Consider the following 26,085-nt stretch of genomic DNA (forward strand, 5'->3'; position numbering starts at 1 on the left):
TCCCTAGCCGACACTGCCTTCCAGGCTCACTTTCAGCAGGCTTTGCGCCTCAACCGCGAATTCCATCGGCAGGTGCTGCAGCACATCACGCACGAAGCCATTCACCAGCAGGGCGACCGCGTCTTCCTCGGCAATCCCGCGCTGGCGGGCATAAAACAGCTGGTCTTCCGACAGTTTCGTCGTTGTCGCCTCATGCTCCAGCTGCGCGCTCGCGCACCGGTTCTCCACATAGGGAATCGTATGTGCGCCGCACTTGTCGCCGATCAGCAACGAGTCGCACTGGGTGAAATTGCGCGCATTCACAGCCTTGCGGTTCACGGAAACGAGCCCACGATAGGTGTTGTCAGACTTGCCCGCCGAAATGCCCTTGGAAATGATCCGGCTCTTCGTGCGCTTGCCCAGATGGATCATCTTCGTGCCGGTGTCGGCCTGCTGGCGACCATTGGTGACGGCAATCGAGTAGAACTCGCCCACGCTATCATCGCCGCGAAGGATGCAGGACGGGTATTTCCACGTTACGGCCGAGCCGGTCTCGACTTGCGTCCATGAGATTTTCGACCGATCACCCCGGCAATCGCCGCGCTTGGTCACGAAATTGAAAATGCCGCCTTTGCCGTCCTCGTCACCCGGCCACCAGTTCTGCACGGTCGAATACTTGATCTCGGCGTCTTCCAACGCCACCAGCTCGACGACCGCCGCATGCAGCTGGTTCTCGTCGCGCATCGGCGCCGTACAGCCTTCAAGGTAGGACACATAGGCGGATTCATCGGCAATGATCAGCGTCCGCTCGAACTGGCCCGTATTCTCGGCATTCATCCGGAAATAGGTCGACAACTCCATTGGGCAGCGCACACCCTTCGGAATGTAGACAAAGGTCCCGTCCGAAAACACGGCGCTGTTCAGGGTCGCGAAGAAATTATCGGACTGTGGCACGACCGTGCCCAGATACTTCTTAACGAGGTCCGGATACTCATGCACTGCCTCGGAGATCGACATGAAGATCACGCCGGCCTTCTCCAGCTCCTTGCGGAACGTCGTCGCCACGGACACGGAGTCAAACACGGCATCCACCGCCACGCGCGGCTTCTCGCGCCCCTCGGCAGCGGTCTCGACCGCGCCTTCCACGCCCAGCAGCACTTCTGCCTCGCGAAGCGGGATGCCCAGTTTCTCGTATGTTTCGAGAATTTCCTTCGGCACATCGTCAATCGAGGCATATTTCGCCCCGGCTTTCGGCGCAGCGTAATAGTAATAGGCTTGGTAGTCGATCTTGGGATAGCGCACCATCGCCCAGCTCGGCTCTTCCATGGTCAGCCAGCGCTCATAGGCTTTCAGGCGCCACTCGAGCAGCCATTCGGGCTCGTTCTTCGCAGCCGAGATATAGCGGATCGTGTCTTCCGACAGGCCTTTTGGCGCAAAATCGGTATCGATCGTGGTGGAGAAACCCGCCGAATAGTTCTCGGATTCCAAGGCTTTGGCCGCCTCGACGGTTTTCGCGTCGATGCTATCCTTGACCTTGACTTCTCCACAGTCGTCTTCGTGCTCGGTGGTGCCGCCGCAGCAGTCCATCACACCTTCTCCTTCAAAACCGTCCGCCGGGCTGCTTCCAGCCAGGCATTCGCCACACCGTCAAAATCGGCGGGTTCACTATTCCATCCAAAGCTGGTGCGTATCGCTGATTCCGCAAGGGCGTCAGATGCACCCATGGCCATCAGAACGAGGGATCGCTTGACCTTGCCTGAAGAGCAAGCAGAACCTGCAGAGACGCATATGCCCGCCAGGTCCAGCGCCATGACCTGTGTTTCGGCCCGGAAGCCCGCCCGCGCGAAGTTCGACGTTCCCGCCAGGCGCGGGCTGTCTTCGCCAATCACGACCACATCGCCCTCAGCTTTCAATCGCGCTTCCATGGCATCCCGATACTTCGCCAGCGCCGCGTATTTCGGCAAATCCCGAACTGCGGCCTCAACCGCCGCGCCAAAACCCGCAATTCCAGCTACATTCTCCGTGCCTGACCGCAAGGATCGCTCCTGCCCGCCCCCATAGAGAATGGCTTTCAGCGGCGCCCCGGCCCGATGCCACAAGGCGCCAACGCCTTGAGGTCCGCCAATCTTGTGCGCCGAAACCGACAGGTAATCGACGCCTAGCAAGCCCACATTGACCGGAATCTTGCCCAAGGCCTGCACGGCATCGCAGATCGTCAAGCCGCCAGCGTCACGCACAATGGCTGCCGCTTCGGCAACCGGCTGGATGATCCCCGTCTCGTTATTGGCAAGCATCAGGCACAGAACAGGCGTGCCATGGGCTTCAGAATCCCAGTTTGCCATGCGCGTGCGCAGGTCTTCCAGATCCACAATCCCGGCCGCCGTCACATACGCCGTCTGAACAGGCGCACCGGAATGAGCCGCAGACTTGGCAATCGCCTCATGCTCAATCGCCGACACAATCAACGTACAGCGCCCGTCCAGAGCGTCGACCACGCCCTGAACCGCCAGCGCATCGGATTCCGTGCCGCCCCCGGTAAAAATCACATCAGCAGCCCGGCTACCGATGGCGCCGCCCACCTGCATACGCGCTGTTTCCACCACGCCGCGCGCCGCCCGACCCTTGGTATGTACCGAGGATGGGTTCGTCGCGCCCAGATCAAGCGCCGACAGCATGGCTTCCCGCGCTTCTGGTCGCATCGGGGCCGTCGCATTGTGGTCAGCATAAATCATGGATTCAGGTATACTCGCTCCAGCCCCACAGTGCACCTGCAGAAAAATTTGCATTTCGCAGTCCATTTGGCTTATGACCGCGCCCTTACAAGAGATTTTAAACCGAGGGTGTCATGGCAGAACTGATCATTCCGGGCCCACAGGGCCGTATCGAAGCGCGTTATACCGAGCCGCCGCTTCCTGGCGCCCCGATTGCGCTTGTCCTTCATCCCCACCCCAAGGCGGGCGGCACGATGCAGGATCCCATCTCGATCATGCTGTACCAGATGTTCGAACGTCACGGATTCGGCGTCCTGCGCTACAATTCCCGCGGCGTCGGCCGCAGCCAGGGTGTCTACGACCAGGGCATTGGCGAGCTTGAAGACGCTGCTTACGTGCTCGACTATATCGAGAATCTCAGCGAGAGCCCGCGCTATGTCTGGTGTGCCGGCTACAGCTTCGGCGCCTGGATTACGCTCCAGCTGCTGATGCGCCGCCCGGAAATCGATGGCTTCCTCGCCATCTCGCCACCGGCCAACCACTACGACCTGTCATTCCTCGCGCCCTGCCCGGCGTCCGGCCTGATCGTCAATGGCGACAATGACGCCATCGCCAGCCCGGAAGACATTGAACGCGCCCTCACCAAGGTGCGCGTCCAGAAGGGCGAAGTCATCGAGCGCGCCCGCGTCAAAGGCGCCAACCACTTCTATGTCGACAAGCGTGACGAGCTGATCGGCCTGTGCGAGCAATACCTGTTGCAGCGCCTCGAAGATGCTGAAGAAAAACTGCGCATCGAAGCTGAAAAAGACTAGCCGAGCACCCGGCCGCCCGTCATGGCGGCCGGAACGCCCGTTGTTGTCGGCCAGCTGATCGGCAAGCCGCGCACGGTCCGCGCCGCCAGGAAGGCAAAAGCCTCCGCCTCGATCGAATCCCCGCGCCAGCCAGCCTCCTCTGCACTGAGAACAGGGCATGGCAACGCCGCCGCCAGCGCCGCCATCAGCGCGGGATTGTGTCGCCCTCCCCCACACGCGATCACCCGCTCGGGCATGTCAGGCAGCTGCGCGACGCCTGCCGCGACTGCGCGGGCTGAAAAGACCGTCAGTGTTGCTGCGCCGTCCTCAAGAGACAGGCCCCGCGCCATGCTCGCATTGAAGTCATAGCGATCCAGCGATTTTGGCGGCAGTTCCTGGAACCAGTCATGGTCCATCAGCTGCACCAAAAGCCCCTCATGAACCCGCCCTGCCGCCGCATAGGCCCCGCCTAGGTCATGCGTGCCTTTGCCATGTCCTTCGACCCACTCGTCGATTGGCCCGTTCGCTGGCCCCGTATCGAACGCAAACAGCGTCCCATCCGCCATCCGCGCGGTGATGTTCGCCACCCCGCCAAGGTTGAGCACCGCGCTCGCCCCGTCCCCGGCCCGTTCCAGCAGCGCGCCATGATAGGCCGGCGCGAGCGGCGCGCCCTGCCCGCCTGCAGCCACATCCGCCGTCCGGAAATCATAGGCCAGCGTGACACCCAGCGCCTTCTGCAGCGCCGCGGCATCAATCAGTTGTAGCGTCGCCCCAATTTGTCCCGGCCTGGGCCGCCGATGGAGCACGGTTTGCCCGTGAACACCCGCCAACGATCCCGGAATGCCCGAACCGAGCCCATCGCGCAGCATCTCGAAAGCCTCAGCATGAGTCTCGGTAATCACCTTCCGGGCCCCTTCAAAGGCCTCTTCCGGCGCCGTCCCCAGCCAGTTCCACGCCCGCGCGGCATCCGTTGCCTCCTGCAGGGCCTGCCGCTCGCGCGCCGTGTATTTGCGCTCGGCGACTGGCCCGAACTCGAGCACGCGCTCTCCATCCGTCAGGATCAGCGCCGCATCTGTTGCATCCAGTGAGGTTCCCGACATGAACCCCGCCACCCATTGCGGCGTCTGATCGTGAATTGGATGGTTCAAGAGTCCCGCTTTCCGTGTTACGCGCCTGCGCTTACGGAGACACGAGACAATGACCGAATACAAGTCGGAATTCCTGAAAACCCTCGATTCACGCGGCTTCATCAAGCAGATGACACACCCGGCTGAACTCGACGCCTATTGCGCTTCAGGCGTACCGGTCTGCTATATCGGCTTCGATGCGACGGCTGACAGCCTCCACGTCGGTTCCCTCCTCCAGATCATGATGCTGCACCACTTCCAGCGCTGCGGCGGCAAGCCCGTCGTCCTGATGGGCGGAGGAACGACGAAAGTGGGAGACCCGACCGACAAGGAAAAATCGCGTCCCCTCCTGACGGACGAGCAGATCGCGTCCAACATGGCAGGCATCAAGAAGGCGTTCGAACCCTTCCTCACATTCGGTGACGGCCCGACCGACGCCATCATGGTCAACAATGACGACTGGCTGTCGAAGATTGGCTATGTCGAGTTCCTGCGTGACTATGGCGTGCACTTCACCATCAACACGATGATCAAGCAGGAAACCGTCGACCGGCGCCTGCGCAACGAACAGCCGTACACATTTCTCGAGTTCAACTACATGCTGCTCCAGGCCTACGACTTCCTTGAGCTGTACCGGCGTCACGGCGTCCGCCTCCAACTCGGCGGATCGGACCAGTGGGGCAACATCATCAATGGTGTCGAGCTCACCCGGCGCGTCGCGGGCGGAGAAGCCTATGGCCTGACCTCTCACCTGATCACCACGGCATCCGGCGGCAAGATGGGCAAGACGGCGGATGGCGCGGTCTGGCTGAATGCCGAGCGGAAGAGCCCGTACGAATACTGGCAGTTCTGGCGCAATACCGAAGACGCCGATGTCGGCCGGTTCCTGCGACTGTTCACCGATCTCGATGTGGCTGAGATTGCAGAACTCGAAAGACTCGAGGGTGCAGATATCAATACGGCCAAGATCGCGCTCGCCAATGCCGCAACAACCCTGCTCCACGGTGCAGAAATTGCGGCAGAATCTGAAGCCGCCGCAGCAGCCGTTTTTGGAGAGGGCGCCTCGGCGGACGCGCTGCCAACAGTCGAAGTGCCAAAGGCCGAACTGGAAGCGGGCATGCTCGTGGCCGCCGCATTCGCCGCAGCCGGTCTCGCTGGGTCGAACGGGGAGGCACGCCGTCTTATCAAGCAGGGGGCCGCAAAGGTGAATGACGTCCTGGTCAACGACCAGAACGGTACGCTCAGCGCGGCCGATCTGGTTGATGGCGCCATCAAGCTATCGGCCGGCAAGAAACGTCACGCCCTGCTGAAGATCAGCTAGGCTTCGATTATTTGAAGCTCTCTTCGGGGATCGGCGGCAGTTCTGACGGAATGGGCTCGTCCGGCGTGCGCGGCTTGGCCTCGGGTATGCTCGTGTCCGCTGGATTTTCGAAAATCCGGCGGATGACACCCGGCGCGAGGGCCGACAACGGATTCACGGAGACGTTGGCTTTTTCAAGCGTGCCGTTGATGGAATAGGTCAGCGAGAAAACACCCTCCCCGTCACGCCCCACGACGAGGTCACCAATGATGGGGATCTGGCCGAGGGCCGAGTTCAAACCGAAACTCGGCACCAGGACGCCGTCAAACTCGATGCCGCCGGTCTTGCTCTCGACATAACCGCTGGAGGTGAGCCCGAGTGCTGGTCCCTGAGCCTTGGCACCTGTCACGATATACCGGCCGTCAGCGATTTTGAGTGGGATATCTATACGCGAGAAAAGCACCCCTTCGCCGCTCAGCGTATCGGCGAGCCCCCTGAGTGAAGCGAGCGACAGGATCTGCGTCAGGAATGGCGCATTCCGCATGCGCACATTTGTCAGCGCGATGTCGAAATTGGCGGGTGAGGAATCCTTGGTGAACTTACCTTTCAGCTCCAGCTTGCCACCTTCCAGAAAGTCGGCCCCGAGCAGCGCCTGGGCCATGAAGCCGGCATTGCCGCTCTCGACATCAACGGTCGCGCCGCCCGGCACAGTGGCATCATACCTCGCGACCAGCGGCGAGCCGTCATCCGCTTTCCCGGAGGCTTCGAAGAAGGCGAGACCATTTGCACCCGTCTTCGCCTTCAGGATGGCATCGCGCATGTCCAGACCCGGCCTCAGGGTCAGCGTGTCCAGTTCGGCATCAATCGTCAGCGGTGTTGTGCTGTTATTGGCCGTGTCGCCTGCTGCTCCAAGGCCCGACATGGCGCCGGAGAGATCGAGATAAGTCCCTTTCAGCGATAGGGCCAATCCGCCACCCGCAGCCCGCGCAACATCGCCGCTGAGATCGGCCTTGTTCTTCAGGTAAGCGCGCCGCAATGTCGCCGAAACGAGCTTGGAGTCCGGCCCGAGCGAATATTCGCCATCGACGCGCGCGTCTTCAGTGGTGAACAGGATGGTCGATTTGGTGTCGTCTCCAAGTTTCTCGTAGCGGACCGATGCCTTGGCGGGCACCCCCTTTGGTTTCACCCAGCCGATTTCCGACAGATCGATACGCGCTTCACCAAGGTCGAGCGACGTATCCGCGGAAACCAGGTTTTCATCATTCAGGCGTGCCTGCACTTCCAGCGGCACTTCACCTGTGAGGTAAGCCCGGCCTAGCAAGCCGAACCGGTTCAGGACATCCGGCGTGACGACGGCGGTCGCGGAAAGGTTCGACGGTGCCTCGCCGTCGTTAAACGCATCGCGCCAGGTAAACTGAACGGGCGACGGACCAAGGTCGCCAAATCCGCTTACCGTAATCCCGGCCTGATTACCGTTGATGTTGAACTTGCCATTTGTGAGATCGAATCCGAGCGCCGCATTCTTTAGACCACCCTTCGTGACGGTCCCCAGGACCGAGAACCGCACCTGTTCATAAGGCACATCATCCAGGGCCGGACGGAACATTTCGAACGTCATTTCCGCATCGCCGGTCAGGCGCGCGGGATCGAATTTGGATTGCAGGCGCGATTCCGCCAGCGTCTTCATTACATTGGTCGCCGGGCCGTGGCCCTTGGCGAACACTCTGAAGGGCACACCTTTCGGATTGAAAGCGGGGAAATCCACCACGCCATCATCCAGCACCCAGCCACCATAATCGCCGCTCTCGACAATGACCTTGAATCCGTTGCCCGTGAGCTGGCCCTTGCCTGTGGCATTCTCCACAGCCGGCAGGTCATCGAGGAACCTCACCGCCGCATCGCGCACAGTGAAATCCAGCTGCAGGTTCTCGTCTCGCAGGTACCCTTCGGCAAGGCTGTCGCGCAGCAAGTCGATATGCCCCTGAGCAGACGTAACGACACCAGCTGTTACCCGATTCACAGCGAAGCGGCGGGCGCCATCGCCCAGTTGAACCGGCCAGAAAGCCAGCACGGTCTCCCGGCTCAAATCACCCTCGGAGGCAAAATCGAGATTGCCAATGATTGGTGGTTCGCCGGGCTTCTTGTCCGGTGTCAGTTGGAACGCCCCGGAAGCCTTGAGCGTGTCGGTGCCCGTTTTCAAAACCAATTCCGCACCCCGGAATGCGTAGTTTGCAAGATCAACTTCACCGGCGAGATTCAGGCTGGAGATCGAGATCGGGTGTTCGAAACGAGGCGTTAGATCGAGGACGAGGTCAGGGCTTGCGAAGTTGAACTTCCTGAATCCATCTCCTTTCATCGCATCCTGAAGCGTCAATACGGCGGTCCCTTTCAGGGGCCCGGCGCCGTTTGTTTGAGCATCGATGGAGAGGGTGTCAGTCGAGGCAGCATAGGCGGCCTTCAGCTTCAGATCATCAACCGCGAGCCCGTCACTGCCCATCGGCAAGCGCCCTGCGCCCGAATCCACATCGATGATGATCTGCTCCACGCCAGAGGCCCTGGAGACATCGAATGAAACGACAACATTGGCCGGAAGGCCTTCAAAGCGTTCGTTACTCATCCCGAAACGGATCGCCAGGTCTGCCAATGGCCATTTCGCCACCGCGAACTCAGCCTTTAGCTGCTGGCCCGAATTGGAGGTCTCAAGGGTAGCCGCGAGCCCTGCCGGCAGACCTTCGCCGACACCGCTTCCGGAAACCGACAGCACGATGCCGCCCGCCCGGCGCGCAACCTGGCCTTTGGCTGCTTTCAATGTCAGCAGAGTGGCCCCGTCGCGTCCCCGGACGCGCACCTCGAACTGATCGAACGATGCGCGCTCAAGATCGACAGTCGGCTCGGTCTGCTGAAGTGCCACCAGCAGCTGCGGCAGAACCTCGTTGGCGCGGGCCAGCCACTCGGCGGGCGTCGTCGGCAATTGCCCGGTCGGTATCTCCGGTAGCGGGTCCCCGGCAATCTTCCATTTGGTGTCGGTGACCTGATCGACATTGATCCAGCCCTGGTCCAGATCCATGGCCAGGACTTCGACTTTCCCAAGCACGAGGGAGGAACCGGACAAGACGAGTTCCGCATGTGCCGCCTGGGCGCTGAGTTCGTCCTTGCCGTCATACAGTTGGACATCGTGTGCGTTGACCAGAATTCTACGGTCGGCCTGCGACCATTCCAGGTAAACATCACCGATCCGGACAGTATGCCCGTTTCGGGCCTGCTTCAGCGCGCGCTCGATATCATCCTTGAAGATGCCGAGCGGCAAAGGCCCGCTTGCGAGTCGGAATGCCAGCAGCCCGGCGACGACCATGATGAGCAGGATCAATCCGCCAAGTATTTCCAGAATAACCGTCGAGGCGGTCTGGCGAACCAAGGGCACGCTCCTTAAGCTTCATGCGACTCATATCGAACAGCCTGGCTGCAGAGCCTTTGATATAAGCACAGTCCTTAATGTGCACCATAGGAGCATTACATGAGCAAACCACTGGTTGAAGGTGCAAAGGCACCCGCCTTTTCCATCGAGACGACAGATGGCAAAAAGCAGCTGTCATCGTACAAGGGCAAGGACCTCGTTCTCTACTTCTACCCGAAAGACGATACGCCCGGATGCACGAACGAAGCAAAAGACTTCTCCGCCCTCGCCCCGGACTTCGCTTCTGCCGGCGCTGAAATACTTGGCGTCTCGCGCGACACATTGGCAAAGCACGGCAAGTTTACGGAGAAGCATGATCTTAAAATTCCGCTGGGGGCGGACGAAGACGGCAGCGTCTGCGAAGCTTTCGGCGTCTGGGTCGAGAAGAACATGTACGGTCGCATCTATATGGGCATCGCCCGTTCGACATTTCTGATCGGGCCTGACGGCAAGATAAAACGAATCTGGCCGAAGGTTCGGGTGAAGGGGCACGCTGAGGAAGTGCTGGCTTCAGTGAAGAGGTGACGGACGCCTATTCATTACGCACTTTTCATCCAATTTCCTTAGCGTTAACAGGGGATTTACCCAAATAGGCGAAAAATCGCATGAATTGTGCTCTGTAGGGCTTTCACCCCCGTTCGAAATGGGTATTTATGGGTCCACGGGTTTGGGAAACGTGCTGTAGTGATTGCTGCAGTTACGGGGTGAGATTTCCAGTCGACAGGTGGCGTGCATGGCAAAGTGGAGTGCAAGCGTAAAAGCGACGTTTGATCGGGCGTTTCCTGAACGTCAGATCTATCATCGCAGCGGTGGCACGGTTCGCTATATTTCGGTCTCACCCTGGCAGCAGGCCATCATTGCCGCTGGAGCGGCGGCTCTGGCCGGCTGGACCCTTTTCGTCACAGGCAGTTACGTTCTGGGCGGTCCGAGCAGCACAATCGCAGGCACGCCAGACGATCGCGAACTCGCCAAGTATGAGCGCTGGGTCCAGGAACTCCGCGCCAAGGACGCCCTCTCCCGCTCGCTCCTCGAGGAACGTACTGACGCCTTCCAGAAAGAGACGGCTGAGTGGGAAGATCGTCAGAAAGCCCTGGAAGATCTTTTCGACAAACTCAAAGGCGACGATAATCTCGAAGTGTCGGCGCTGAAGGGTGACGGTACAGGCCTTTTGGTCAAGGCTTCGATCGAAGAAGCAGACAATCGCCAGTCACGCCATTTTGAACCCATCACTGCGGCCTTTGACACGAGCGGTACGCGCGTCAGCCTCAAGAATTTGAAATATGACCAGGAGCGCATCCTGGATGAAGCAGAAGACCTCGCCATTGATCGCGCAGAGCGCGCACGCGGCGTACTGCAGTTGACGTCCGTTGGCAGCGACAGGATCATGTCCGGCGCTGAGATGGGCGGCCCGCTTGTTCCAATCGCGACACTCACATCCAGCGCATCCAACCTGACAAGTGACGAAGCGTCGTTTTACAACCGCCTCAATCAGACACGCGCACGTGTTGAAGAGATGCGCTATTACGAACAGATCGTTGCGAGCTTGCCGCTCGGTCGGCCAGTCGGCGTTCCGTTCCGCCAGACCAGCGACTATGGCATGCGCATTGATCCATTCCGCAAGCGGCCAGGCTGGCACAACGGCCTTGACCTTGCAGCCTATCACGCCGCTCCCATTGTTGCGGCCGGACCAGGCAAAGTATCTTTTGCAGGCGCCAGTTCCGGTTATGGGCGCCTGGTCGAGATCGACCATGGGCATGGATTCAAGTCACGCTATGGTCACTTGAGCGCAATTACGGTATCAAAGGGGGATACCGTGGAAATCGGAGACTTGGTCGGCAAGATGGGGACCACCGGACGAAGCACGGGCGACCATCTTCATTATGAAGTCTGGTTCAACGGCAAACCTTATGATCCAGCGAAATTCTTGAAAGCAGGCCGACATGTTCACTAAAAACAAAACCCCAGAAACCACCACACCTGAACCCGTCAAAGCTGGCACAGCGCAGGATGCAATCCGCGGCGCTGCGATGAAGCCTGCGGCGCGCGCCGCATCCATCATCTGCGCTGACATGAAGATCAACGGTTCGGTTATCTCCGAAGGCGCTCTTCAGATCGACGGTGTTGTCGATGGCGACGTGAGCGCAACGGACATTACGATTGGTGCCTCCGGCCACATCACGGGCGAAGTAAAAGCCGAAGTCGTGAAGGTCAAGGGCAAGATCCGTGGATCCATCCGCGCGCGTAAGGTCGAACTGGAATCCGGCGCGCATGTGAAGGGTGACATCGTGCATTCTTCGCTGCAGATCCAATCGAACGCCGTGTTCGAAGGCCAGGTGAAGCATGCAGACGATCCGCTGAAAGAGACAGGCCCAAAGGGCGCGTCAGCTTCAGCCTCTAACGATTCCTCAACCCCGATGGCAAGCTCCAGCCCAACGGCGTTCGGGATTTCAACAACCGCGTCCTGACGGCGCGCTCGACTTTAATCTCACGCATAAGCCAAGCCGCCGACATTGAGAAATGTCGGCGGCTTTCTTTTGTCTCAGCGCAACGAGAAACGGATTGAGGCATGGGCGGGATCTGCTGCTCTCACCTCAGCTCCATCGTCCTGGCCATACACCCCCGCACAAAATAAAAGCCCCGGACGAACTGTCCGGGGCTTTTGCTATTAGAGGAACGGAGGCGCTTTAAACCGCCCTACATTTCCAAATCAGGTTGCCTGACCCTTGCACTCTGGTGTCGCGTTATACTTGGCCTCAGCCTCGGACAGGCGTTCCTTGATCGTCTTGCAATTCTCGGGGATGTTCTCCTCACCCAGAACCGCCAGGCGCTTACAGATCTTGGCTTCGTTCTCGACGTTCATCCATGCAGACTGAACTTCGAAGCAGACCAGCGCACGCTTGGTATTTTCCTCGGAGTTCATGAAATCGATCCAGCTGCGGCCAGCATTGTTTCCGGCCTGCTTGAACGATTCCCGTGCTCCAGCCCGATCACCACGCTCATAGCGCGACTGACCAATCAGGACGTAAGCGTTTCCACGGTCCTTGATGCCACCCATGCTGATCGCCTTGTTAAGGGCATCTTCGGTTTCTTTCCATTTCTGGAGGTCAGCATATGACCGGCCGAGACGCTCGTACATGGCGCCGCCACCGCCGGCATCAGCAGCCTGCTTGATCACCGGAATCGCTTTCTCGTGCTCACGTGCCACCTGGTACAGGTTGGCAAGCAGCTCGAGGTGATCGAGGTTCTTGGAGATACGGCCCGCATTCATCTCTTTTTCGAGAACACGTGCAGCATGGTAAGGCGCGTTGAAGCGGTTGTAGAAGTTCACGACCCGCATCAGCTCGTCTTCGGTTTTCAGCAAGCCGCCAAGGTACATGGCCTTCTGAACTTCGAATGCCTTGCGCTCTTCATTGTCAGCAAAATAGTTGCCGGCAATGGCATCCCAGTATTTCCGCTCAGTCGGGTTACGCTCGACCAGAACTTCAAGCACTTCAGCGAGTTTCGCCTTCTGGCCTGTCTGGTTGTAGAGATAGAGGAGCAGGTCATAGACTTCCTGCTTGTAGTTCGCGCCATCTTCAGCGCGCACTTCCTCAGCCCAACGAACGGCTTCCTTGTAATTGTCGGCGCGCTGGTTGAGCACGGCGAGCTGCCACTTCTGTGTGCGGTCGGGCTTGCCGCCCGCTTGCTGCCACTTGGTCATGTAATCAAGCGCTTTGCCAAGATCCTCTTCCTGAAGATAGATCTGGGCAATATTGTAGTAAGTCTGAGCTGCGTCAGCCGCTGGGATATAACCCTTGTTGAGCGCGGTAAGAAGATCCTGAACAGCGCCGGCCCGATCGCCATTTTCGATTTTGATATAGGCAGACAGTTTGATGACTGCGCCTTCTTCATAGCAGTTCAACTCGGTTGAACGCAGCGAGTTGAGCTTCGCAATTGCCGTGTTGAAGTCCTTTTTGACCATCGCGGCCTGTTCGGCCTCGAGATAGGTCTGCCCCGTTTTCGAGCTGAACTCGGTTTCGGTACAAGCCTGCGCCATTGCGGCGCCAGCACCCATCGTTGCCATAAGGCCAACGAGCACGGCGCCCTTGAGAGTTGCTCTAATTCCCATGTTTCCTCTCCTCTCCGCGCAGCTCGCGGGGTTTGGCCCAATCAACCGGAATTGTTGGGCGGGATCAATAACTTCCGCGCATTACATGACGTAATTCGTAGCGCGCTTCTGCCCATTAAAAGACTGTTACTTATTCACTTCCTGTATGGGTCTCAGCGACCCAATTCGTCAATGCCAATCATCATCAATTCTTCATTCGATCATAGCGTTTCCCATTCGGAATCCAGGACCTAAATCACGCTTTGCTCAACCTTCCGAAGACCGTGCCGGTAATGAGGCATGAAGGTATTGGGCTGACCATTTTTTGGCTCCCGAAAAACCTGCCCAGCCATTCCAATGAGTGAAGGAATGAGCGGCATTCATGCGATTCCGACGCGACTCCATTTGTTACACAGTATCATTTTTTGCCCTGCTGCGCAATTGACACCACGCTGCAGAACCTTCCAGCTGTCACCAAGGCACTCTGAAAAAAAGGAGCGCCCATTCCGGGGCGCTCCTTTGATGTCAGTGCACACTCAATGTTCATCACCTACTGCAACTTGAATTCCAGCGGATACACAACGTTCTTGCGCTCAGCTGCCTTGCCACGAATGATCTTCGGAGCAAATTCAACTCGCGCAACGGCACGTTCTGCTTCCGACTTGAACATGTCGTTCGTGCAGGTGGCGGAAACATTGTACGGGCGACCGCGTGTATCCACATCGAAACGCACGTCACAGCTGCCCTCAATGCCGCGTTCAGCAGCGCGTTGCGGGAACGATGGCGTAGGCGGGCGGATCGGCTGAGCATCACGGTCCGAAATGGCAACCGGATCAATCGCAAGCGATTGCATACGGCCGAGGTTAAGCTCAGTCGGAGCGGCCCCTTCGATCTTCGGTGTCGGCAGGTTGATCTGCGATTTCGTTGCCGACACTTTTGGCGGTGGAGGCGGCTTGGCAGCCGAATCCAACCGCTTGGGCTTGGACCGCTGACGCGTGCGAACTTCACTATCCTGCTTTTGAGGCGTGATAGCAGCCAGAACGCGTTGCTCACCTTTGTCTACCTTGATCTCGGTGACGTTGATCAGCGAGCTCATCAGGATGAACAGGAAATAGACGATCGGAATCGAGATAACGAGCGCAACTCCCAATCTCAGAAACGGACTGTTGAACATGTCTGGGTCTCCTATTCTCGCTTGGCCGAAATATTGATCACAGTCGCGGCATCGATCTTGTTGATCGTTTCCATGACGTCGACCAGCACCTCGGCTTCAGCATCCACATCAGCTTGGACAACGACTTCACCCTTTGGATTGTCTTCACGCAATTGCTTGAACGTGAAGCCGATCTCGTCGGGCGAAACCTTCTTCTTGTCGATGTAGATATCGCTGTTCTTGTCGATCGCGATCAGAATCGCGAGTGGCTTGACCTGGGCCTTGTTGTCCACTTCAGGACGAACGATGGGGACACCTGGTTCCTTGATGAACTGCGCCGTCACAATGAAGAAGATCAGAAGGATGAACACAACGTCCAGCATGGGCGTCAGGTTGACATCGTCTTCCGCTCCTCCCCCGCCGCCGACGCTTTGGCGTTTTCTGCGTGCCATGTGTGTCGCTCCTCTATTCTACGGCCGTAAGGACGAGGTTTACCCGGTCCTTATAGCCTGCATTGTACGCCGCATCCCGGATCAGAACGATCACGCCGCTCTTCGCCTTGGGGTGCGCCTGGATCACAACAGCACTCTCGGGAGTCTCGGCACGCACACGTTCGATGTTCGCACGTACTGAACCGATATCCGTTGGACGCCCGTTCACAGTGATGAGATTTGTCTCATCAATAAGGATCAGAATGGCTGGCACCTGTTCCTGTTGCTCCGTATCCGGAGCCGGTGGTGGCGGTGGCTCAAGACCCAGCGCATCTTCCTGTGCGAACGTCGCCGTCACGATGAAGAAGATGAGCAGGATGAAAACCACATCCAGCATCGGCGTGAGGTCAACGTTGGCCTCGTCAGGATTTCTTACCTTACGTCCACGCATCAGCCGATCTCCATCTCGTCTTCGACCCACTGGACAGACCGATTCACAGTACGGTCCATGCCGGATGTGAACAGAATGCCAGAGAGCGACGCGACCATGCCGGCCATTGTCGGGATTGTCGCACGGGACACACCCGCAGACATTGCCTTAGCATCGGCACCGTTGGTGATGGCCATGACGTCGAAAACCGCCACCATCCCCGTCACCGTTCCGAGCAGACCAAGCAGTGGCGCAAGTGCCACCATGGCCTTCGTGAGCTGGACATTCTGTTCGGCTTTCGCACGAACTTCCGAGACCAGCTTGTCACGCACCCAGTGCGCGAGTGTCGACTTCCGATCGGAGCGCGAACGCCACTCCGCGATCGCTTCCGCGGCCACCTGCTTGTGAGCGAACCTGAAATAGAACAGACGTTCCAGGATAAGTGCCCACATGAAGAATGTTGCTGCCATGATGACAATCAACACGGGACCGCCACGATCGAGGAAAGCTTGTAGATCTGCAAAACCCATGATCGGGTTCCTCCTCCTCGAGTGAAACGAGGGGGATGGCTTACGCCATCACCCCGCGCGTGGATTCCGCTTTCTCGGCAACCAGGCCAGCAGCCTGTTCGTCGAGGATCTGCTGGTTGCCACGGGCCATCGACGAAGCGACAGCGTGGATCAGCAAGAGCGGAATGGCGGCCACAAGGCCAAACACCGTTGTCATAAGAGCAACCGAGATACCACCAGCCATCAGTTTCGGATCGCCTGCACCGTAGATCGTGATCGTGGTGAAGGTGATGATCATACCGATAACGGTACCGAGAAGGCCGAGCAGAGGAGCCACAGCAGCGAACACCTTGATGATGTCGTTGAAGCGTTCGATGCGTGGAGATTCACGGAGGATCTGCTCGTCAAGCTTGAGTTCGAGCGTCTCGATGTCGGCGCCCTTGTTCGTCTCATAAGCTTCAAACACGCGAGCCAGCGGGTTGCCGGTGCCGGCCTGACGGGTTTTCGCCGTCTTGCGCATGGCGCCGCCCATCGTGAAGAGCGTGAAGATTTTATAGAGACCGATCAGGATACCGATGACAGCGAGCACAGCAATAACTGCACCAACCGAGCCACCTTGTTTCAGACGATCACCGAATTTCGGAAGGTCGCCCAGAATGCCGAACAGGTTACCTTTGGACGGATCGACCGGCGCGCGGACGAGTTGGTCCGGTCCAGCATTGATGACCGAGCCCATGGCCGAAGCGTAGGCGCCTGCAGGCTGTTGCGTGAAGGCCTGAAGGAATGTGTCGCCATCATCGCCTTTTTTGACTTCGACGAATTTCTTGCCTTGCGTCGTTGCGGCGGTGAAGACGCCAATACGGAGCAATTCAGCTTCAGCGTTCGACCCATCAGGACCAATGCCGTCAACAACGGCGTTGAACGTTTTCACTTCGGACTGCGCGATCATCTCTTGCAGCATTGCCTTTGGCAGACGCTCAAGTTGCGAACGGTTAGGCAGCGTGCGGGCCTCTGCAATTTCTGCAATGCCTTCAACGCGGTCTGGATAGTCAAAGTTCGCGAACGAGTTCGAAATCTCTGGCATCGTTTCACCGGCAGCCGTACGGAACTGACCAAGCAGCTCCTGGAAGTCACCCGCCTGTGCGGAAACCTGGGCTTCAAGAGCGCCAAGCTCGGCTTCGTTCGCATCGAATTCAGCGCCGAGAGCCTTGCCCCTGGCTTCGACGGTCGCAAGCGCGTTACGCGCTTGGGTCATCTTGGCTTCCTGGGCATTCTTGTCCTGCTGGAACTCGCGGAGGCGAGCCTGGTCAGCGGCGGACATTTCATTGGAGTCCTTGCGGATGCTGTCCAGAACCGACTTCAAAGTCGCCTGTGCATCTGCAGGAGCCGCGAGTGTTACTGAGCTGAGACCGAGCAGCGTTGCCGCGCCCAGAGCCTTCAGCGAGGATTTAAACTTAAACATCTTCTATACCTCTTCTTCCCTGGATCGCGCCGACTATTCGACCGAGAATTTCTGGACCGGAGCAAACAGCACGTCTTGTTGTGCCTTGCCCTGCGCGACCCGGATCGCCTTGGCGATATCGGGCACATACTTGCCGCTCAGTGGTTCCCACGCGCCGGTTGCCCGGTTGTAGCGAGAAGCCTTGCCATTCGGCGTCAGGTAAACGAGTGCGACGCGACCATAGAGGAACATGTCAACAGTCGTCGGCTTGCCGTCGATGTCGATTTCTTCCTGCCATGTGCTGATCGTACGACCGTATTCCATTTCGGCCTGATAGGCGTCCATGATCAGGCGATACTGCTCAGCGGCGGTCACGTCGGGCTGCTGCATGATGCCCACGAGGCCATCAAGGCGAGCTTCACGCTCCGTCTTTTTGAAAGGCAGATCAGCTGCGACAAAATTCTGAAGGTCTTCGACCATGCTCAGAAGCATCGGAACCGTCTGGGCGGTGATGTCGTCGATCGAGCCAAGCTGCTCGGTCAGTGAGACAATCTCTTCGCGCTGGCTCTTAACGACCAGCTCTTGTTGCTTGGAGTAGAGCTCCGCAGCGTCGCGACGCTGAAGCAGCGTACGATATTCGCGAACCATGTCGGTACGCTCATCATCAAGCTGGTTGATTTGTTCTTGGACTTTTTCAGCCTGCCGTGTGGCCTGCTCGCCCGTGTTAAGCGCTTCGCGCAACTGAGCCTGGGCCGGGATGGCCAGTCCAGCAATCAGCGCCGCAGCAATAACGCTACGAGCTGGTGACAGAAGTTTCTTCATGAGGTTTGCCTCTCACTCTCCAAACGGTCGCGCATTTATTGCGCGGAAAATTCGACAATCAGGCATCCTGCTAGCGAAGATGTCCCGGTTTCAATGCCTGGCCAAAAAACACACCGGCCGAGTTAGTTGGAAGTCGCAAGGCTTAGACGCCCGACACCTACCCATTTGTTCTGGAGCGCTGCTCGCTCTCTCGCTCTGACCCTTGCCATTCTGGCAACAAGTCCGCAACGCCCTAATTTGCGAAATCCGACGCTAACAACCCTGAACGACGGGATCAACAAGGCTTTACGATTCGTTTAGAAAATATCCGCGTCCCATTTGAACGCAACACTCTCAACACAGTAATGCATACGATTGCTATGTTGCAGAGCAGCAAAATGGATGGCTGGGGTGCCAGGATTCGAACCTGGGAATGCCGGTACCAAAAACCGGTGCCTTACCGCTTGGCGACACCCCAACGCGAAGCAGGCGAGATAGCCACTCTTGCACACGCTGGCAACACCCGATCACACGGTTTGAGCTGTCACCCCCCATCAAACCTTGTGACAAGGCGCATGTTTCTTTGTCACATGCTGCCAGGCCTTTACATTTTTATCGATAATCGGCAACGTCTACGAGACGGTCATTGATCACACCGAACGGAGTTCGAACCCTTATGAAAACATTCTTTCTCTCCATGGCGGGCGCATTTGCTGCCATGCTCGTTTTCATCCTTCTGATGGTTTCATTTATCGGGTTGCTGATTGCGGGAGCAGCAAACTCCGCTCCGCCCAAGCCGGATAACATTGTTCTGAGTCTCGATCTCAATCAGGAATACCCCGATCAGAGCCCTGTTGGCGGATTGGCAGCTTTTTCGCAAACGCCCGGTTTTATAGACCTGCTGACCAAACTTAAGGCAGCTGAGACCGATGACTCGGTCAAAGGCCTCTATGTCAGGGGGGCCATGACAGGGGTCGGGAGCTCCCGGGCGGAGGAATTGAGCCAAGCGTTCCACAGTTTCCGCGACTCGGGAAAGTTTATCATTGCGCACACGCAGGGCACCTACGGCATGAGCGGACCATCCGCGCTTCGCTCGCTCACCGCCGCCGACGAGATCTGGATCCAGCCGGGAACCGATCTGTTCGCCACGGGCGTCACATTTGAGACCGAATTTCTCAAAGGCCTGTTCGACAAGATCGACGTGACCTCGGAGATCTATCCGTTCTACGAATACAAGAACGCGCCCAACACATATAATGAGACCGCGTACACAGAGCCGCACCGCGAAGCGATGACGGCTCTTGCGGAATCCATCTGGAATGTATCGCTGAGTGAGATGGCGGCAGACCGCGGCATGCCAGTCGAAACCCTCCGGGAGGCCCTCGAGAGCGGCCCCAAGACAGCGCAGCAGGTCATCGATCTGAAGATCATGGACAAGCTCGGCTGGCCCGAAGAAGCTGAAGACGCCGCCAAGGAACGCGCCGGCAAGGACGCCGAGCTCGTTGAACTCGCCGGTTACATCCCACCCTCGATCAGCTTGAAGGCACCGCTCATTGCCGTCGTCGGCGGTGAAGGCGCCATTGTTACAGGCGGTGCCGAAGGCGGATCCCCCTTCTCGAGCCCACCGGCCTTTGCCTCGGACGCCATCGCCCGTGCCATCCTGGATGCCGGCGACAATGAGAAAGTGAAGGCCATTGTATTCAGGGTGGACAGCCCCGGCGGTTCGCCCACAGCCTCGGATCAGATCTGGCGCGCCATCAAGCGTGTTCAGGAAAAAGGAAAGCCGGTCGTCGTCTCGATGGGCTCGCTTGCGGCATCAGGCGGCTATTATGTCTCCGCTGGCGCTGACTATATCATGGCGGATCGCTCCACGATCACTGGCTCGATCGGCATCTTCGGTGGCAAGTTCGCCCTTGAAGGCGCCTTCAACAAGATCGGCGTCACCTTCGACACGGTCAGTGTTGGCGGCGATTTCGCAGATGCCTATGGCACCGGCAAATTCACGGAGAGCCAGGAGGCCGAAGTGAAAGCGTGGCTCAAGCGCGGCTACGACCGTTTCCTCGGTATTGTCGGCGACGGGCGCGGCATGACCTATGATCAGGTCAACGAAGTTGCCCGCGGCCGCGTGTGGAGTGGCGAAGATGCCATCGACAAGGGCCTGGTCGATGAGATCGGCGGCTTCATGGATGCTATCGAAAAGGCCAAGGAACTTGGCGGCGTCGAAGCCGACGTGACACCGCGGCTGACCTACTACCCCCGCCGCAAGACCGGCTTTGAAGCTCTAGAGAGCATCTTCGGTGTGTCCGAGGAAAGCGCGAAGGTCGCCTACATGCTCGGTACTGTCGCGAATGACGACCGCATGCAGGTACTCCTCGAAGAGCTGACGGCTGCGGACGCCGCCAATGCAGGGCAGATGATGGCCGTCGGCCCGCGCATTCGCGAGCACTGATAATTCAATCGATCTTTACCTTAAGGCCTGCCGGGAAACTGGCAGGCCTTTTGCACACCGGGCCCCCGAGCCTTCGCTAGACCGCTATAGTGTGCAATAGCGGCCCTGCCCCTGTTACCCGGCCCACTCTGGGCCAGATAGAGAGATACGAGTTTACCCATGAAAGTCCTGCTGACCGGTGCTGCCGGATTTATTGGAAGTGAACTGGCGCACCGCCTTCTCTCTGAAGGCCACGAAGTCTGCGGCGTTGACTGTTTTACACCTTATTATGACGTGCAGCTGAAACATGACCGCGTCGCACGCCTGACGCCTTTCCCATCGTTCGAGATGCACCCGATCCGAGTCGAAGACGACGACGCAATGAAGAAGGTGTTTCACGACTTCATGCCGGAGATTGTCGTACATCTCGCAGCGCAGGCTGGCGTTCGCTACAGTCTCGACCATCCGCGCGAATACATTGACGCGAATGTCGTCGGCTCATTCAATGTAATCGAGCTTTCCCGTCAGACGGGCGCCAAGCATCTCGTCATGGCGTCGACCAGCTCGGCCTATGGCGCGAACCAGAAATTCCCGTTCGAGGAAACGGATGCCGCGCCGCATCCCCTCACCATCTATGCGGCGACAAAGCTTGCCAGCGAACTGATCGCGCACAGCCATTCCCATCTCTATGGCACCCCAACCACCATGCTCCGCTTTTTCAGCGTGTATGGACCATGGGGTCGGCCGGACATGGCCTTCTTCCTGTTCACCGACAAAATCTTCAAGGGCATCCCGATTGACGTCTTCAATCACGGCGATCTGCTGCGCGACTTCACCTATGTTGAAGACCTCGTCGAAGCGATCCGCCGCTTGATGGATACGCCGCCTGAAATGGGCGCTCCCGTCAGCCAGAATGATTCCCTGAGCCCCGTTGCGCCCTACCGCCTCGTCAACATAGGCAACGAAACGCCCGTGCGCCTTATGGACTATATCGAAGCCATTGAGGACGCGATTGGTCGCAAGGCCGTCAAGAACATGATCGGCATGCAACCGGGCGACGTGAAGCAGACCTATGCCGACGCAAGCCTACTGAAAGCGCTCACCGGATATGTTCCGACAACGGATGTCCGTACGGGCGTCACCGCATTCGTCGAATGGTATCGCGCGTATTATAAACCCGAATAATCCTTGAGCCCGTGGGCTTCCGCGAGTTCGCCGAATATGTCGGGCAGCGGCGCTTCAAGAGTCGCGGTCACACCTGAGGGCCGACTGATCTCCAGCTTCGAGGCATGCAGCATCAGACGCGGCGCGCTCTGCGCTCCTGTGCCGTATATTGTATCGCCGAGAATCGGGCAGCCCAGATGCGCCAGGTGAATGCGTATCTGGTGCATGCGGCCTGTTTCCGGACTTAGCTGCATCAGCGCATGGGTGTCGGACGCGGCCAGCACCTTCCACCCCGTGCGAGCGGATTGTGCGCCTTTGCGGCCCGCCTTGGCCACAATCATGCGCGCCCGCCCGCCTTCCTGTACCTTAACGAGTGGCGCATCAATCACGCCCTCACGTTCGGATGGGATCGCGCCGCTGACCATTGCAACATAGGTTTTCCGCGTCCGCCGCTCCGCGAACTCGGCAGAAAAGAAAGCAGCGGCCGGCTGTGTCTTCGCCACGATGATGACACCCGATGTGCCAGCGTCCAGCCTGTGCACCAGCTTTGGTCTTTTGCCGTTGGATCGCGCAAAGGCGACCAGAAGAGAATCCAGAGAGCGGTCAATTCCCCGACCATCCTGCACAGGCAGGCCAGAGGGTTTGTCAAAGCCAATCAGGTCGAAATCCTGATAAATGATTAGCCCACGCATGAACGCCACATCTTCAGGCGAAATATCGGGCACCGGCTTGTTACGCGTCATTTGCCACCCTGCTTGCGCGCGCGGATCGCAGCGATCTCTTTCAGGCGCTCAGCGATGGGGCGCTCCCGTCCCTCACCTTTCGGCTGGTAGTAGCGCTCGCTTTCCATCCCGTCCGGGAAATAATTCTGCCCAGAAACACCCTCTTCCGTATCATGATCATACTGGTAGCCATCGCCATAGCCCTGGTCTTTCATCATGGCCGTCGGCGCATTCAGAATATGTTTGGGTGGCATGCGGCTGCCTGTCTGGGCTGCCGCGCGGCGGGCTGCCTTATAGGCCACATAAGCGGCATTCGACTTCGGCGCCGTTGCAAGGTGGATCACGGCATGGGCAAGCGCCAGCTCACCCTCAGGGCTCCCCAGCCGCTCATAGGTCCGCGCGGCCTCGCCGCAAACCATAAGGGATGTCGGATCGGACAGGCCTATATCCTCGCTTGCCATTCGGATCAGGCGACGCGCGAGGAAGAGTGGGTCCTCGCCGCCTTCCAGCATCCGTGCGAACCAGTACAGCGCCGCATCCGGGTCAGACCCGCGAATGGATTTATGCAAGGCCGAGATGAGATTATAATGCTCTTCCCGGTCCTTGTCATAGGCCGGCGCGCGCTTCTGGACCGCCGCGCTCAATTCCTCCAGGGACAGGAGACGCGGCGCGTTTGCCATCATGAAAGCCTGCTCGGCCAAGTTCAGCAGGTAGCGACCATCGCCGTCCGCCATGTCGATCACCGCCTGCCGCGCGCGATCAACAACAGGCAGCGGCCGCCCCTCCAGCGCTTCGGCCCGTTGCAGCAACGTCTCCATTGCCTCCGGCTCCAGCCGCTTCAGCGTGAGGACAGCGCAGCGCGACAGGAGCGCCCCATTGATCTCAAAACTCGGATTCTCCGTCGTTGCGCCGACAAGGGTAACAGCTCCGCTTTCCACATAAGGCAGGAACCCGTCCTGCTGGGCCCGGTTGAACCGGTGGATCTCGTCAACGAAGAGCAGCGTACCTTTGCCCATATCGCGCCGCGCCTGCGCCTTGTCGAATACGGCGCGCAGATCCTTCACGCCCGAAAAGATCGCGCTGATCGCCTCAAACTCCAAATCCGTCTCTGCTGCCAGCAGGCGGGCAATCGTGGTCTTCCCCACGCCAGGCGGCCCCCACAGAATGATGGAAGACAGGCGCCCCGCCTCCAACATCCGGCTCAGGGGCGCATCGGCACCAATCAAATGATCCTGGCCGACCACATCGGCGAGACGCGCGGGCCGTAAACGGTCCGCGAGTGGTCGCGGAGCGGACTCGGAAAGGCCAGAAGCAGCAAACAGGTCGGACATAAAGCACTCCTATGCGGGATCGGCCCGCGTGATAAGATGACCATGGAGGAAAATAACATGCCGATAGAGATTAGCCCGTCAGGGCAGCCGTTCGCCGCATCCGTCACAGGGATCGACTTGTCCCGGCCCGTATCGAGCGATCTGGTGCAGGAGCTACGCAATGCATGGCTTGAACATCATGTTCTCGCCTTCCCGCGCCAGTCGATGAGCGATGATGACCTTGAACGGTTCACACTCCTGTTCGGCCCTTTCGGCGACGACCCCTTCATCGCCCCCATACCGGGCCGAAAACACATTATCGCCGTGAAACGCGCCGCGGATGAAACAGCCCCCATATTCGCCGAAAGCTGGCACACCGACTGGAGTTTCCAGGAAACGCCCCCAGCCGGGACCTGCCTTTACGGCATCACGATTCCGCCTGAAGGCGGTGACACACTCTTCGCAAACCAGCATCTGGCGCTTGAACAAATGCCCGGTGCGTTGCGCCGGAAGATCGAAGGCCGCTATGCCATCCACTCTGCCCGCAACGCCTACGCCCCCTCCGGCTTTTACGGCGAATCTGACCGGGCCGCTGGTCGTTCAATGGATATCCGCCCGTCCGAGGATGCAGACGCCACCCAGCGCCACCCCCTTATTATCCGCCACCCTGAAACAGGACGCGAAGCCCTCTTCGGCTGCGCCGGCTATATCATCGGCATCGAGGATATGGATCAGGCCGAATCCTGGGACTTGCTGACCGAAATCTACCGCTGGCAAACCCGGCCGCAATTCCAGTACCGGCATAAGTGGCAAGCCGACATGCTGCTGATGTGGGACAATCGCAGCCTGCTCCATATGGCCACCGGTGGCTACAAGGGCCACGATCGTCTGTTGCATCGCACAACAATCGGTTCGGCGTGACGTCTTCCCTGTACGCGCAATCAGGCGTAGCGTGCCTCCCATAAGAATAAAAATAACATGGGAGGATACTATGGCGGACACCCTGCATCAGGTGGGACCTGACATACCTAATCCGTGGGATATCCCACTCGAGACACTCGATGTGTCGAGAGCGGAGCTCTTTCTCCACAATCGCCATGGCGACTACTTCCGGCGCCTCCGTGAAGAAGACCCCGTTCACTTCTGCGAGAAAAGCCAGTTCGGCCCCTTCTGGTCGATAACCCGGTATGAAGACATCATGGCCGTGGACTCAAACCACCGCGTGTTCTCATCCAAGCGGGATATCGTGATTGGCGACGCCCCGGACGATTTCGACACGCCCATGTTCATTGCGCAGGATCCGCCAGTGCATGATGTCCAGCGCAAGGCGGTCCAGCCCGCCGTCGCACCGACGCAGCTTGGCGACATCGAAGCCCTGATACGCCAGCGCGTCTGCACCATTCTGGATGCACTGCCAGTCGGTGAAGAGATCAACTGGGTCGAGCATGTCTCGAAGGAGCTGACCACCCAGATGCTCGCAACGCTTTTCGATTTCCCGTTCGAAGACCGTCACCTCCTGCCCTACTGGTCCGATGTCACAACGACGTCTGAAACCGTGGGCATTGAAGTCGACATGAAACATCGCGAGGCCGAACTCCATAAATGCCTCGCCTATTTCATGGGTCTCTGGAAGGAACGCGCTGCCCAGCCGCGCAAGTTCGACTTCATCTCCCTGTTTGCGCACGATCCTAAGACTAAGGACATGATCAACAATCCGATGGAGCTTCTGGGCAATCTCATGCTGCTCATCGTTGGCGGCAATGATACGACCCGTAATTCCATCTCTGGCGGGGTTGTTGCTCTCAACGATTTCCCGGAGCAATACGCGAAGCTGAAGGCAGATCCTTCCCTTGTCCCCAATATGGTGTCTGAAATCATCCGCTGGCAAACGCCACTGGCCCACATGCGCCGCACTGTGCTTGAGGATGTGGAGTTTCAGGGCAAGCAGATGCGCAAGGGCGATAAAGTCGTCATGTGGTACGTTTCAGGCAACCGGGACGGCACTGTCATAGAAAACCCTGACCAGTTCATGATCGACCGCCCGAACGCGCGCCGGCACCTCTCGTTCGGTTTCGGAATCCATCGCTGCATGGGCAACCGCGTCGCCGAGATGCAGCTCCGCATTCTCTGGGAAGAAATCCTCGCCCGCTTCGAACATATCGAAGTCGTCGGCAAGCCGCAGCGCGTCCTGTCGAATTTCGTGCTCGGCTTCGAGAATGTGCCAGTGATCGTCCACGCACGCTAAGC

At 58.6% G+C, this 26,085-nt stretch carries 22 protein-coding genes and 1 tRNA gene; 9 read left to right on the forward strand and 14 right to left on the reverse strand.

The genetic code is table 11. The features are described from left to right. Positions 1–3 precede the first annotated feature (3 nt). Both sufB and HY30_RS14275 read right to left on the reverse strand, forming a co-directional pair. Positions 4–1,566 carry a Fe-S cluster assembly protein SufB gene (gene sufB, locus HY30_RS14270; RefSeq protein WP_081812257.1) on the reverse strand — a complete coding sequence of 521 codons (1,563 nt, stop codon included), beginning with the start codon at positions 1,564–1,566 and terminating at the stop codon, positions 4–6. Continuing rightward, on the reverse strand, positions 1,566–2,711 hold the full coding sequence (locus HY30_RS14275) for a cysteine desulfurase family protein (RefSeq protein ID WP_034742073.1): 1,146 nt from the start codon (positions 2,709–2,711) through the stop codon (positions 1,566–1,568). The genes sufB and HY30_RS14275 overlap by 1 nt, the downstream gene beginning before the upstream one ends. Positions 2,712–2,824: 113 nt before the next feature. Here HY30_RS14275 and HY30_RS14280 point away from each other — a divergent pair, with 113 nt between their 5' ends. Then, positions 2,825–3,502: an alpha/beta hydrolase gene (locus HY30_RS14280; protein WP_034742076.1), complete on the forward strand. Its 678-nt coding sequence runs from the start codon at positions 2,825–2,827 to the stop codon at positions 3,500–3,502. Here HY30_RS14280 and HY30_RS14285 read toward each other — a convergent pair. Then, positions 3,499–4,593, reverse strand: a complete 1,095-nt coding sequence (locus HY30_RS14285; protein ID WP_277812982.1) for an anhydro-N-acetylmuramic acid kinase — start codon at positions 4,591–4,593, stop codon at positions 3,499–3,501. The genes HY30_RS14280 and HY30_RS14285 overlap by 4 nt on opposite strands. 85 nt (positions 4,594–4,678) lie before the next feature. On the opposite strand from HY30_RS14285, the gene tyrS reads away from it, so the two are divergent. Next, entirely contained in the window at positions 4,679–5,929 is a 1,251-nt protein-coding gene (gene tyrS, locus HY30_RS14290) for a tyrosine--tRNA ligase (protein WP_034742078.1), read from the forward strand. Positions 5,930–5,936: 7 nt separating this feature from the next. Here tyrS and HY30_RS14295 read toward each other — a convergent pair whose 3' ends face one another. Next, the gene (locus tag HY30_RS14295) at positions 5,937–9,323 is read right to left on the reverse strand and encodes a YhdP family protein (protein WP_034742081.1); all 3,387 of its coding nucleotides are present in this window, start codon (positions 9,321–9,323) and stop codon (positions 5,937–5,939) included. 99 nt (positions 9,324–9,422) lie between these two features. Here HY30_RS14295 and HY30_RS14300 point away from each other — a divergent pair, with 99 nt between their 5' ends. The 3 genes from HY30_RS14300 to HY30_RS14310 all read left to right on the forward strand — a co-directional run bounded on the left by HY30_RS14300 (position 9,423) and on the right by HY30_RS14310 (position 11,827). Next, complete coding sequence (locus HY30_RS14300) at positions 9,423–9,887, forward strand: peroxiredoxin (RefSeq protein ID WP_034742084.1); 465 nt, start codon at positions 9,423–9,425, stop codon at positions 9,885–9,887. A 208-nt stretch (positions 9,888–10,095) separates the two neighbouring features. Next, the gene (locus HY30_RS14305; RefSeq protein WP_034742086.1) at positions 10,096–11,313 is read left to right on the forward strand and encodes a M23 family metallopeptidase; all 1,218 of its coding nucleotides are present in this window, start codon (positions 10,096–10,098) and stop codon (positions 11,311–11,313) included. After that, positions 11,303–11,827 carry a bactofilin family protein gene (locus HY30_RS14310; protein WP_034742089.1) on the forward strand — a complete coding sequence of 175 codons (525 nt, stop codon included), beginning with the start codon at positions 11,303–11,305 and terminating at the stop codon, positions 11,825–11,827. Before HY30_RS14305 ends, HY30_RS14310 begins: the two co-directional genes overlap by 11 nt. A 242-nt stretch (positions 11,828–12,069) precedes the next feature. On the opposite strand, the gene HY30_RS14315 is transcribed toward HY30_RS14310, so the two are convergent. The 8 genes from HY30_RS14315 to HY30_RS14350 all read right to left on the reverse strand — a co-directional run bounded on the left by HY30_RS14315 (position 12,070) and on the right by HY30_RS14350 (position 18,692). Next, entirely contained in the window at positions 12,070–13,470 is a 1,401-nt protein-coding gene (locus HY30_RS14315) for a tetratricopeptide repeat protein (protein ID WP_034742093.1), read from the reverse strand. Positions 13,471–13,999: 529 nt separating this feature from the next. After that, positions 14,000–14,623 (reverse strand): energy transducer TonB, encoded by a 624-nt coding sequence (locus HY30_RS14320; RefSeq protein WP_034742096.1) that lies wholly within the window; start codon positions 14,621–14,623, stop codon positions 14,000–14,002. Between the two features lie 11 nt (positions 14,624–14,634). Continuing rightward, positions 14,635–15,054: an ExbD/TolR family protein gene (locus HY30_RS14325; RefSeq protein ID WP_034742098.1), complete on the reverse strand. Its 420-nt coding sequence runs from the start codon at positions 15,052–15,054 to the stop codon at positions 14,635–14,637. A gap of 13 nt (positions 15,055–15,067) precedes the next feature. After that, positions 15,068–15,484 carry an ExbD/TolR family protein gene (locus HY30_RS14330; RefSeq protein WP_034742101.1) on the reverse strand — a complete coding sequence of 139 codons (417 nt, stop codon included), beginning with the start codon at positions 15,482–15,484 and terminating at the stop codon, positions 15,068–15,070. Further along, a complete protein-coding gene (locus HY30_RS14335) occupies positions 15,484–15,993 on the reverse strand; it encodes a MotA/TolQ/ExbB proton channel family protein (protein WP_034742104.1) in 510 nt (169 codons plus the stop codon). Before HY30_RS14335 ends, HY30_RS14330 begins: the two co-directional genes overlap by 1 nt. A 40-nt stretch (positions 15,994–16,033) precedes the next feature. Continuing rightward, complete coding sequence (locus tag HY30_RS14340) at positions 16,034–17,434, reverse strand: MotA/TolQ/ExbB proton channel family protein (protein ID WP_034742108.1); 1,401 nt, start codon at positions 17,432–17,434, stop codon at positions 16,034–16,036. Positions 17,435–17,467: 33 nt separating this feature from the next. After that, the gene (locus tag HY30_RS14345; RefSeq protein WP_034742112.1) at positions 17,468–18,235 is read right to left on the reverse strand and encodes a DUF3450 domain-containing protein; all 768 of its coding nucleotides are present in this window, start codon (positions 18,233–18,235) and stop codon (positions 17,468–17,470) included. A 382-nt stretch (positions 18,236–18,617) separates the two neighbouring features. Then, a tRNA-Gln gene (locus HY30_RS14350) sits at positions 18,618–18,692 on the reverse strand. Positions 18,693–18,890: 198 nt separating this feature from the next. Between HY30_RS14350 and sppA the strand changes: the two genes are divergently transcribed. Both sppA and HY30_RS14360 read left to right on the forward strand, forming a co-directional pair. Further along, on the forward strand, positions 18,891–20,663 hold the full coding sequence (gene sppA / locus HY30_RS14355) for a signal peptide peptidase SppA (RefSeq protein ID WP_034742114.1): 1,773 nt from the start codon (positions 18,891–18,893) through the stop codon (positions 20,661–20,663). 159 nt (positions 20,664–20,822) lie between these two features. Next, positions 20,823–21,827 carry an NAD-dependent epimerase/dehydratase family protein gene (locus tag HY30_RS14360; protein WP_034742116.1) on the forward strand — a complete coding sequence of 335 codons (1,005 nt, stop codon included), beginning with the start codon at positions 20,823–20,825 and terminating at the stop codon, positions 21,825–21,827. Here the strand turns inward: HY30_RS14360 and HY30_RS14365 are convergent. Continuing rightward, on the reverse strand, positions 21,812–22,549 hold the full coding sequence (locus HY30_RS14365) for an RluA family pseudouridine synthase (protein ID WP_034742118.1): 738 nt from the start codon (positions 22,547–22,549) through the stop codon (positions 21,812–21,814). The genes HY30_RS14360 and HY30_RS14365 overlap by 16 nt on opposite strands. Then, positions 22,546–23,859, reverse strand: a complete 1,314-nt coding sequence (locus tag HY30_RS14370) for a replication-associated recombination protein A (protein ID WP_034742120.1) — start codon at positions 23,857–23,859, stop codon at positions 22,546–22,548. The genes HY30_RS14365 and HY30_RS14370 overlap by 4 nt, the downstream gene beginning before the upstream one ends. A 57-nt stretch (positions 23,860–23,916) precedes the next feature. On the opposite strand from HY30_RS14370, the gene HY30_RS14375 reads away from it, so the two are divergent. Beyond that, positions 23,917–24,759 (forward strand): TauD/TfdA dioxygenase family protein, encoded by an 843-nt coding sequence (locus tag HY30_RS14375; RefSeq protein ID WP_034742121.1) that lies wholly within the window; start codon positions 23,917–23,919, stop codon positions 24,757–24,759. A gap of 70 nt (positions 24,760–24,829) precedes the next feature. Beyond that, positions 24,830–26,083, forward strand: coding sequence for a cytochrome P450 (locus HY30_RS14380; protein ID WP_034742124.1), 1,254 nt, complete (start codon positions 24,830–24,832; stop codon positions 26,081–26,083). Positions 26,084–26,085: the final 2 nt, after the last annotated feature.

It is taken from the genome of Hyphomonas chukchiensis, assembly GCF_000682695.1.
In the GTDB taxonomy this organism is placed as follows: Bacteria; Pseudomonadota; Alphaproteobacteria; order Caulobacterales; family Hyphomonadaceae; genus Hyphomonas; species Hyphomonas chukchiensis.

Coding starts and splice junctions, on each gene's coding strand:
- HY30_RS14375 (WP_034742121.1), top strand. CDS start 23,917: ATGCCGATAGAGATTAGCCCGTCAGGGCAGCCGTTCGCCGCATCCGTC.
- HY30_RS14365 (WP_034742118.1), bottom strand. CDS start 22,549: ATGACGCGTAACAAGCCGGTGCCCGATATTTCGCCTGAAGATGTGGCG.
- HY30_RS14325 (WP_034742098.1), bottom strand. CDS start 15,054: ATGGCACGCAGAAAACGCCAAAGCGTCGGCGGCGGGGGAGGAGCGGAA.
- HY30_RS14310 (WP_034742089.1), top strand. CDS start 11,303: ATGTTCACTAAAAACAAAACCCCAGAAACCACCACACCTGAACCCGTC.
- HY30_RS14370 (WP_034742120.1), bottom strand. CDS start 23,859: ATGTCCGACCTGTTTGCTGCTTCTGGCCTTTCCGAGTCCGCTCCGCGA.
- HY30_RS14335 (WP_034742104.1), bottom strand. CDS start 15,993: ATGGGTTTTGCAGATCTACAAGCTTTCCTCGATCGTGGCGGTCCCGTG.
- sppA (WP_034742114.1), top strand. CDS start 18,891: ATGAAAACATTCTTTCTCTCCATGGCGGGCGCATTTGCTGCCATGCTC.
- HY30_RS14340 (WP_034742108.1), bottom strand. CDS start 17,434: ATGTTTAAGTTTAAATCCTCGCTGAAGGCTCTGGGCGCGGCAACGCTG.
- HY30_RS14275 (WP_034742073.1), bottom strand. CDS start 2,711: ATGATTTATGCTGACCACAATGCGACGGCCCCGATGCGACCAGAAGCG.
- HY30_RS14330 (WP_034742101.1), bottom strand. CDS start 15,484: ATGCGTGGACGTAAGGTAAGAAATCCTGACGAGGCCAACGTTGACCTC.
- HY30_RS14305 (WP_034742086.1), top strand. CDS start 10,096: ATGGCAAAGTGGAGTGCAAGCGTAAAAGCGACGTTTGATCGGGCGTTT.
- tyrS (WP_034742078.1), top strand. CDS start 4,679: ATGACCGAATACAAGTCGGAATTCCTGAAAACCCTCGATTCACGCGGC.
- HY30_RS14380 (WP_034742124.1), top strand. CDS start 24,830: ATGGCGGACACCCTGCATCAGGTGGGACCTGACATACCTAATCCGTGG.
- sufB (WP_081812257.1), bottom strand. CDS start 1,566: ATGGACTGCTGCGGCGGCACCACCGAGCACGAAGACGACTGTGGAGAA.
- HY30_RS14315 (WP_034742093.1), bottom strand. CDS start 13,470: ATGGGAATTAGAGCAACTCTCAAGGGCGCCGTGCTCGTTGGCCTTATG.
- HY30_RS14360 (WP_034742116.1), top strand. CDS start 20,823: ATGAAAGTCCTGCTGACCGGTGCTGCCGGATTTATTGGAAGTGAACTG.
- HY30_RS14280 (WP_034742076.1), top strand. CDS start 2,825: ATGGCAGAACTGATCATTCCGGGCCCACAGGGCCGTATCGAAGCGCGT.
- HY30_RS14300 (WP_034742084.1), top strand. CDS start 9,423: ATGAGCAAACCACTGGTTGAAGGTGCAAAGGCACCCGCCTTTTCCATC.
- HY30_RS14320 (WP_034742096.1), bottom strand. CDS start 14,623: ATGTTCAACAGTCCGTTTCTGAGATTGGGAGTTGCGCTCGTTATCTCG.
- HY30_RS14345 (WP_034742112.1), bottom strand. CDS start 18,235: ATGAAGAAACTTCTGTCACCAGCTCGTAGCGTTATTGCTGCGGCGCTG.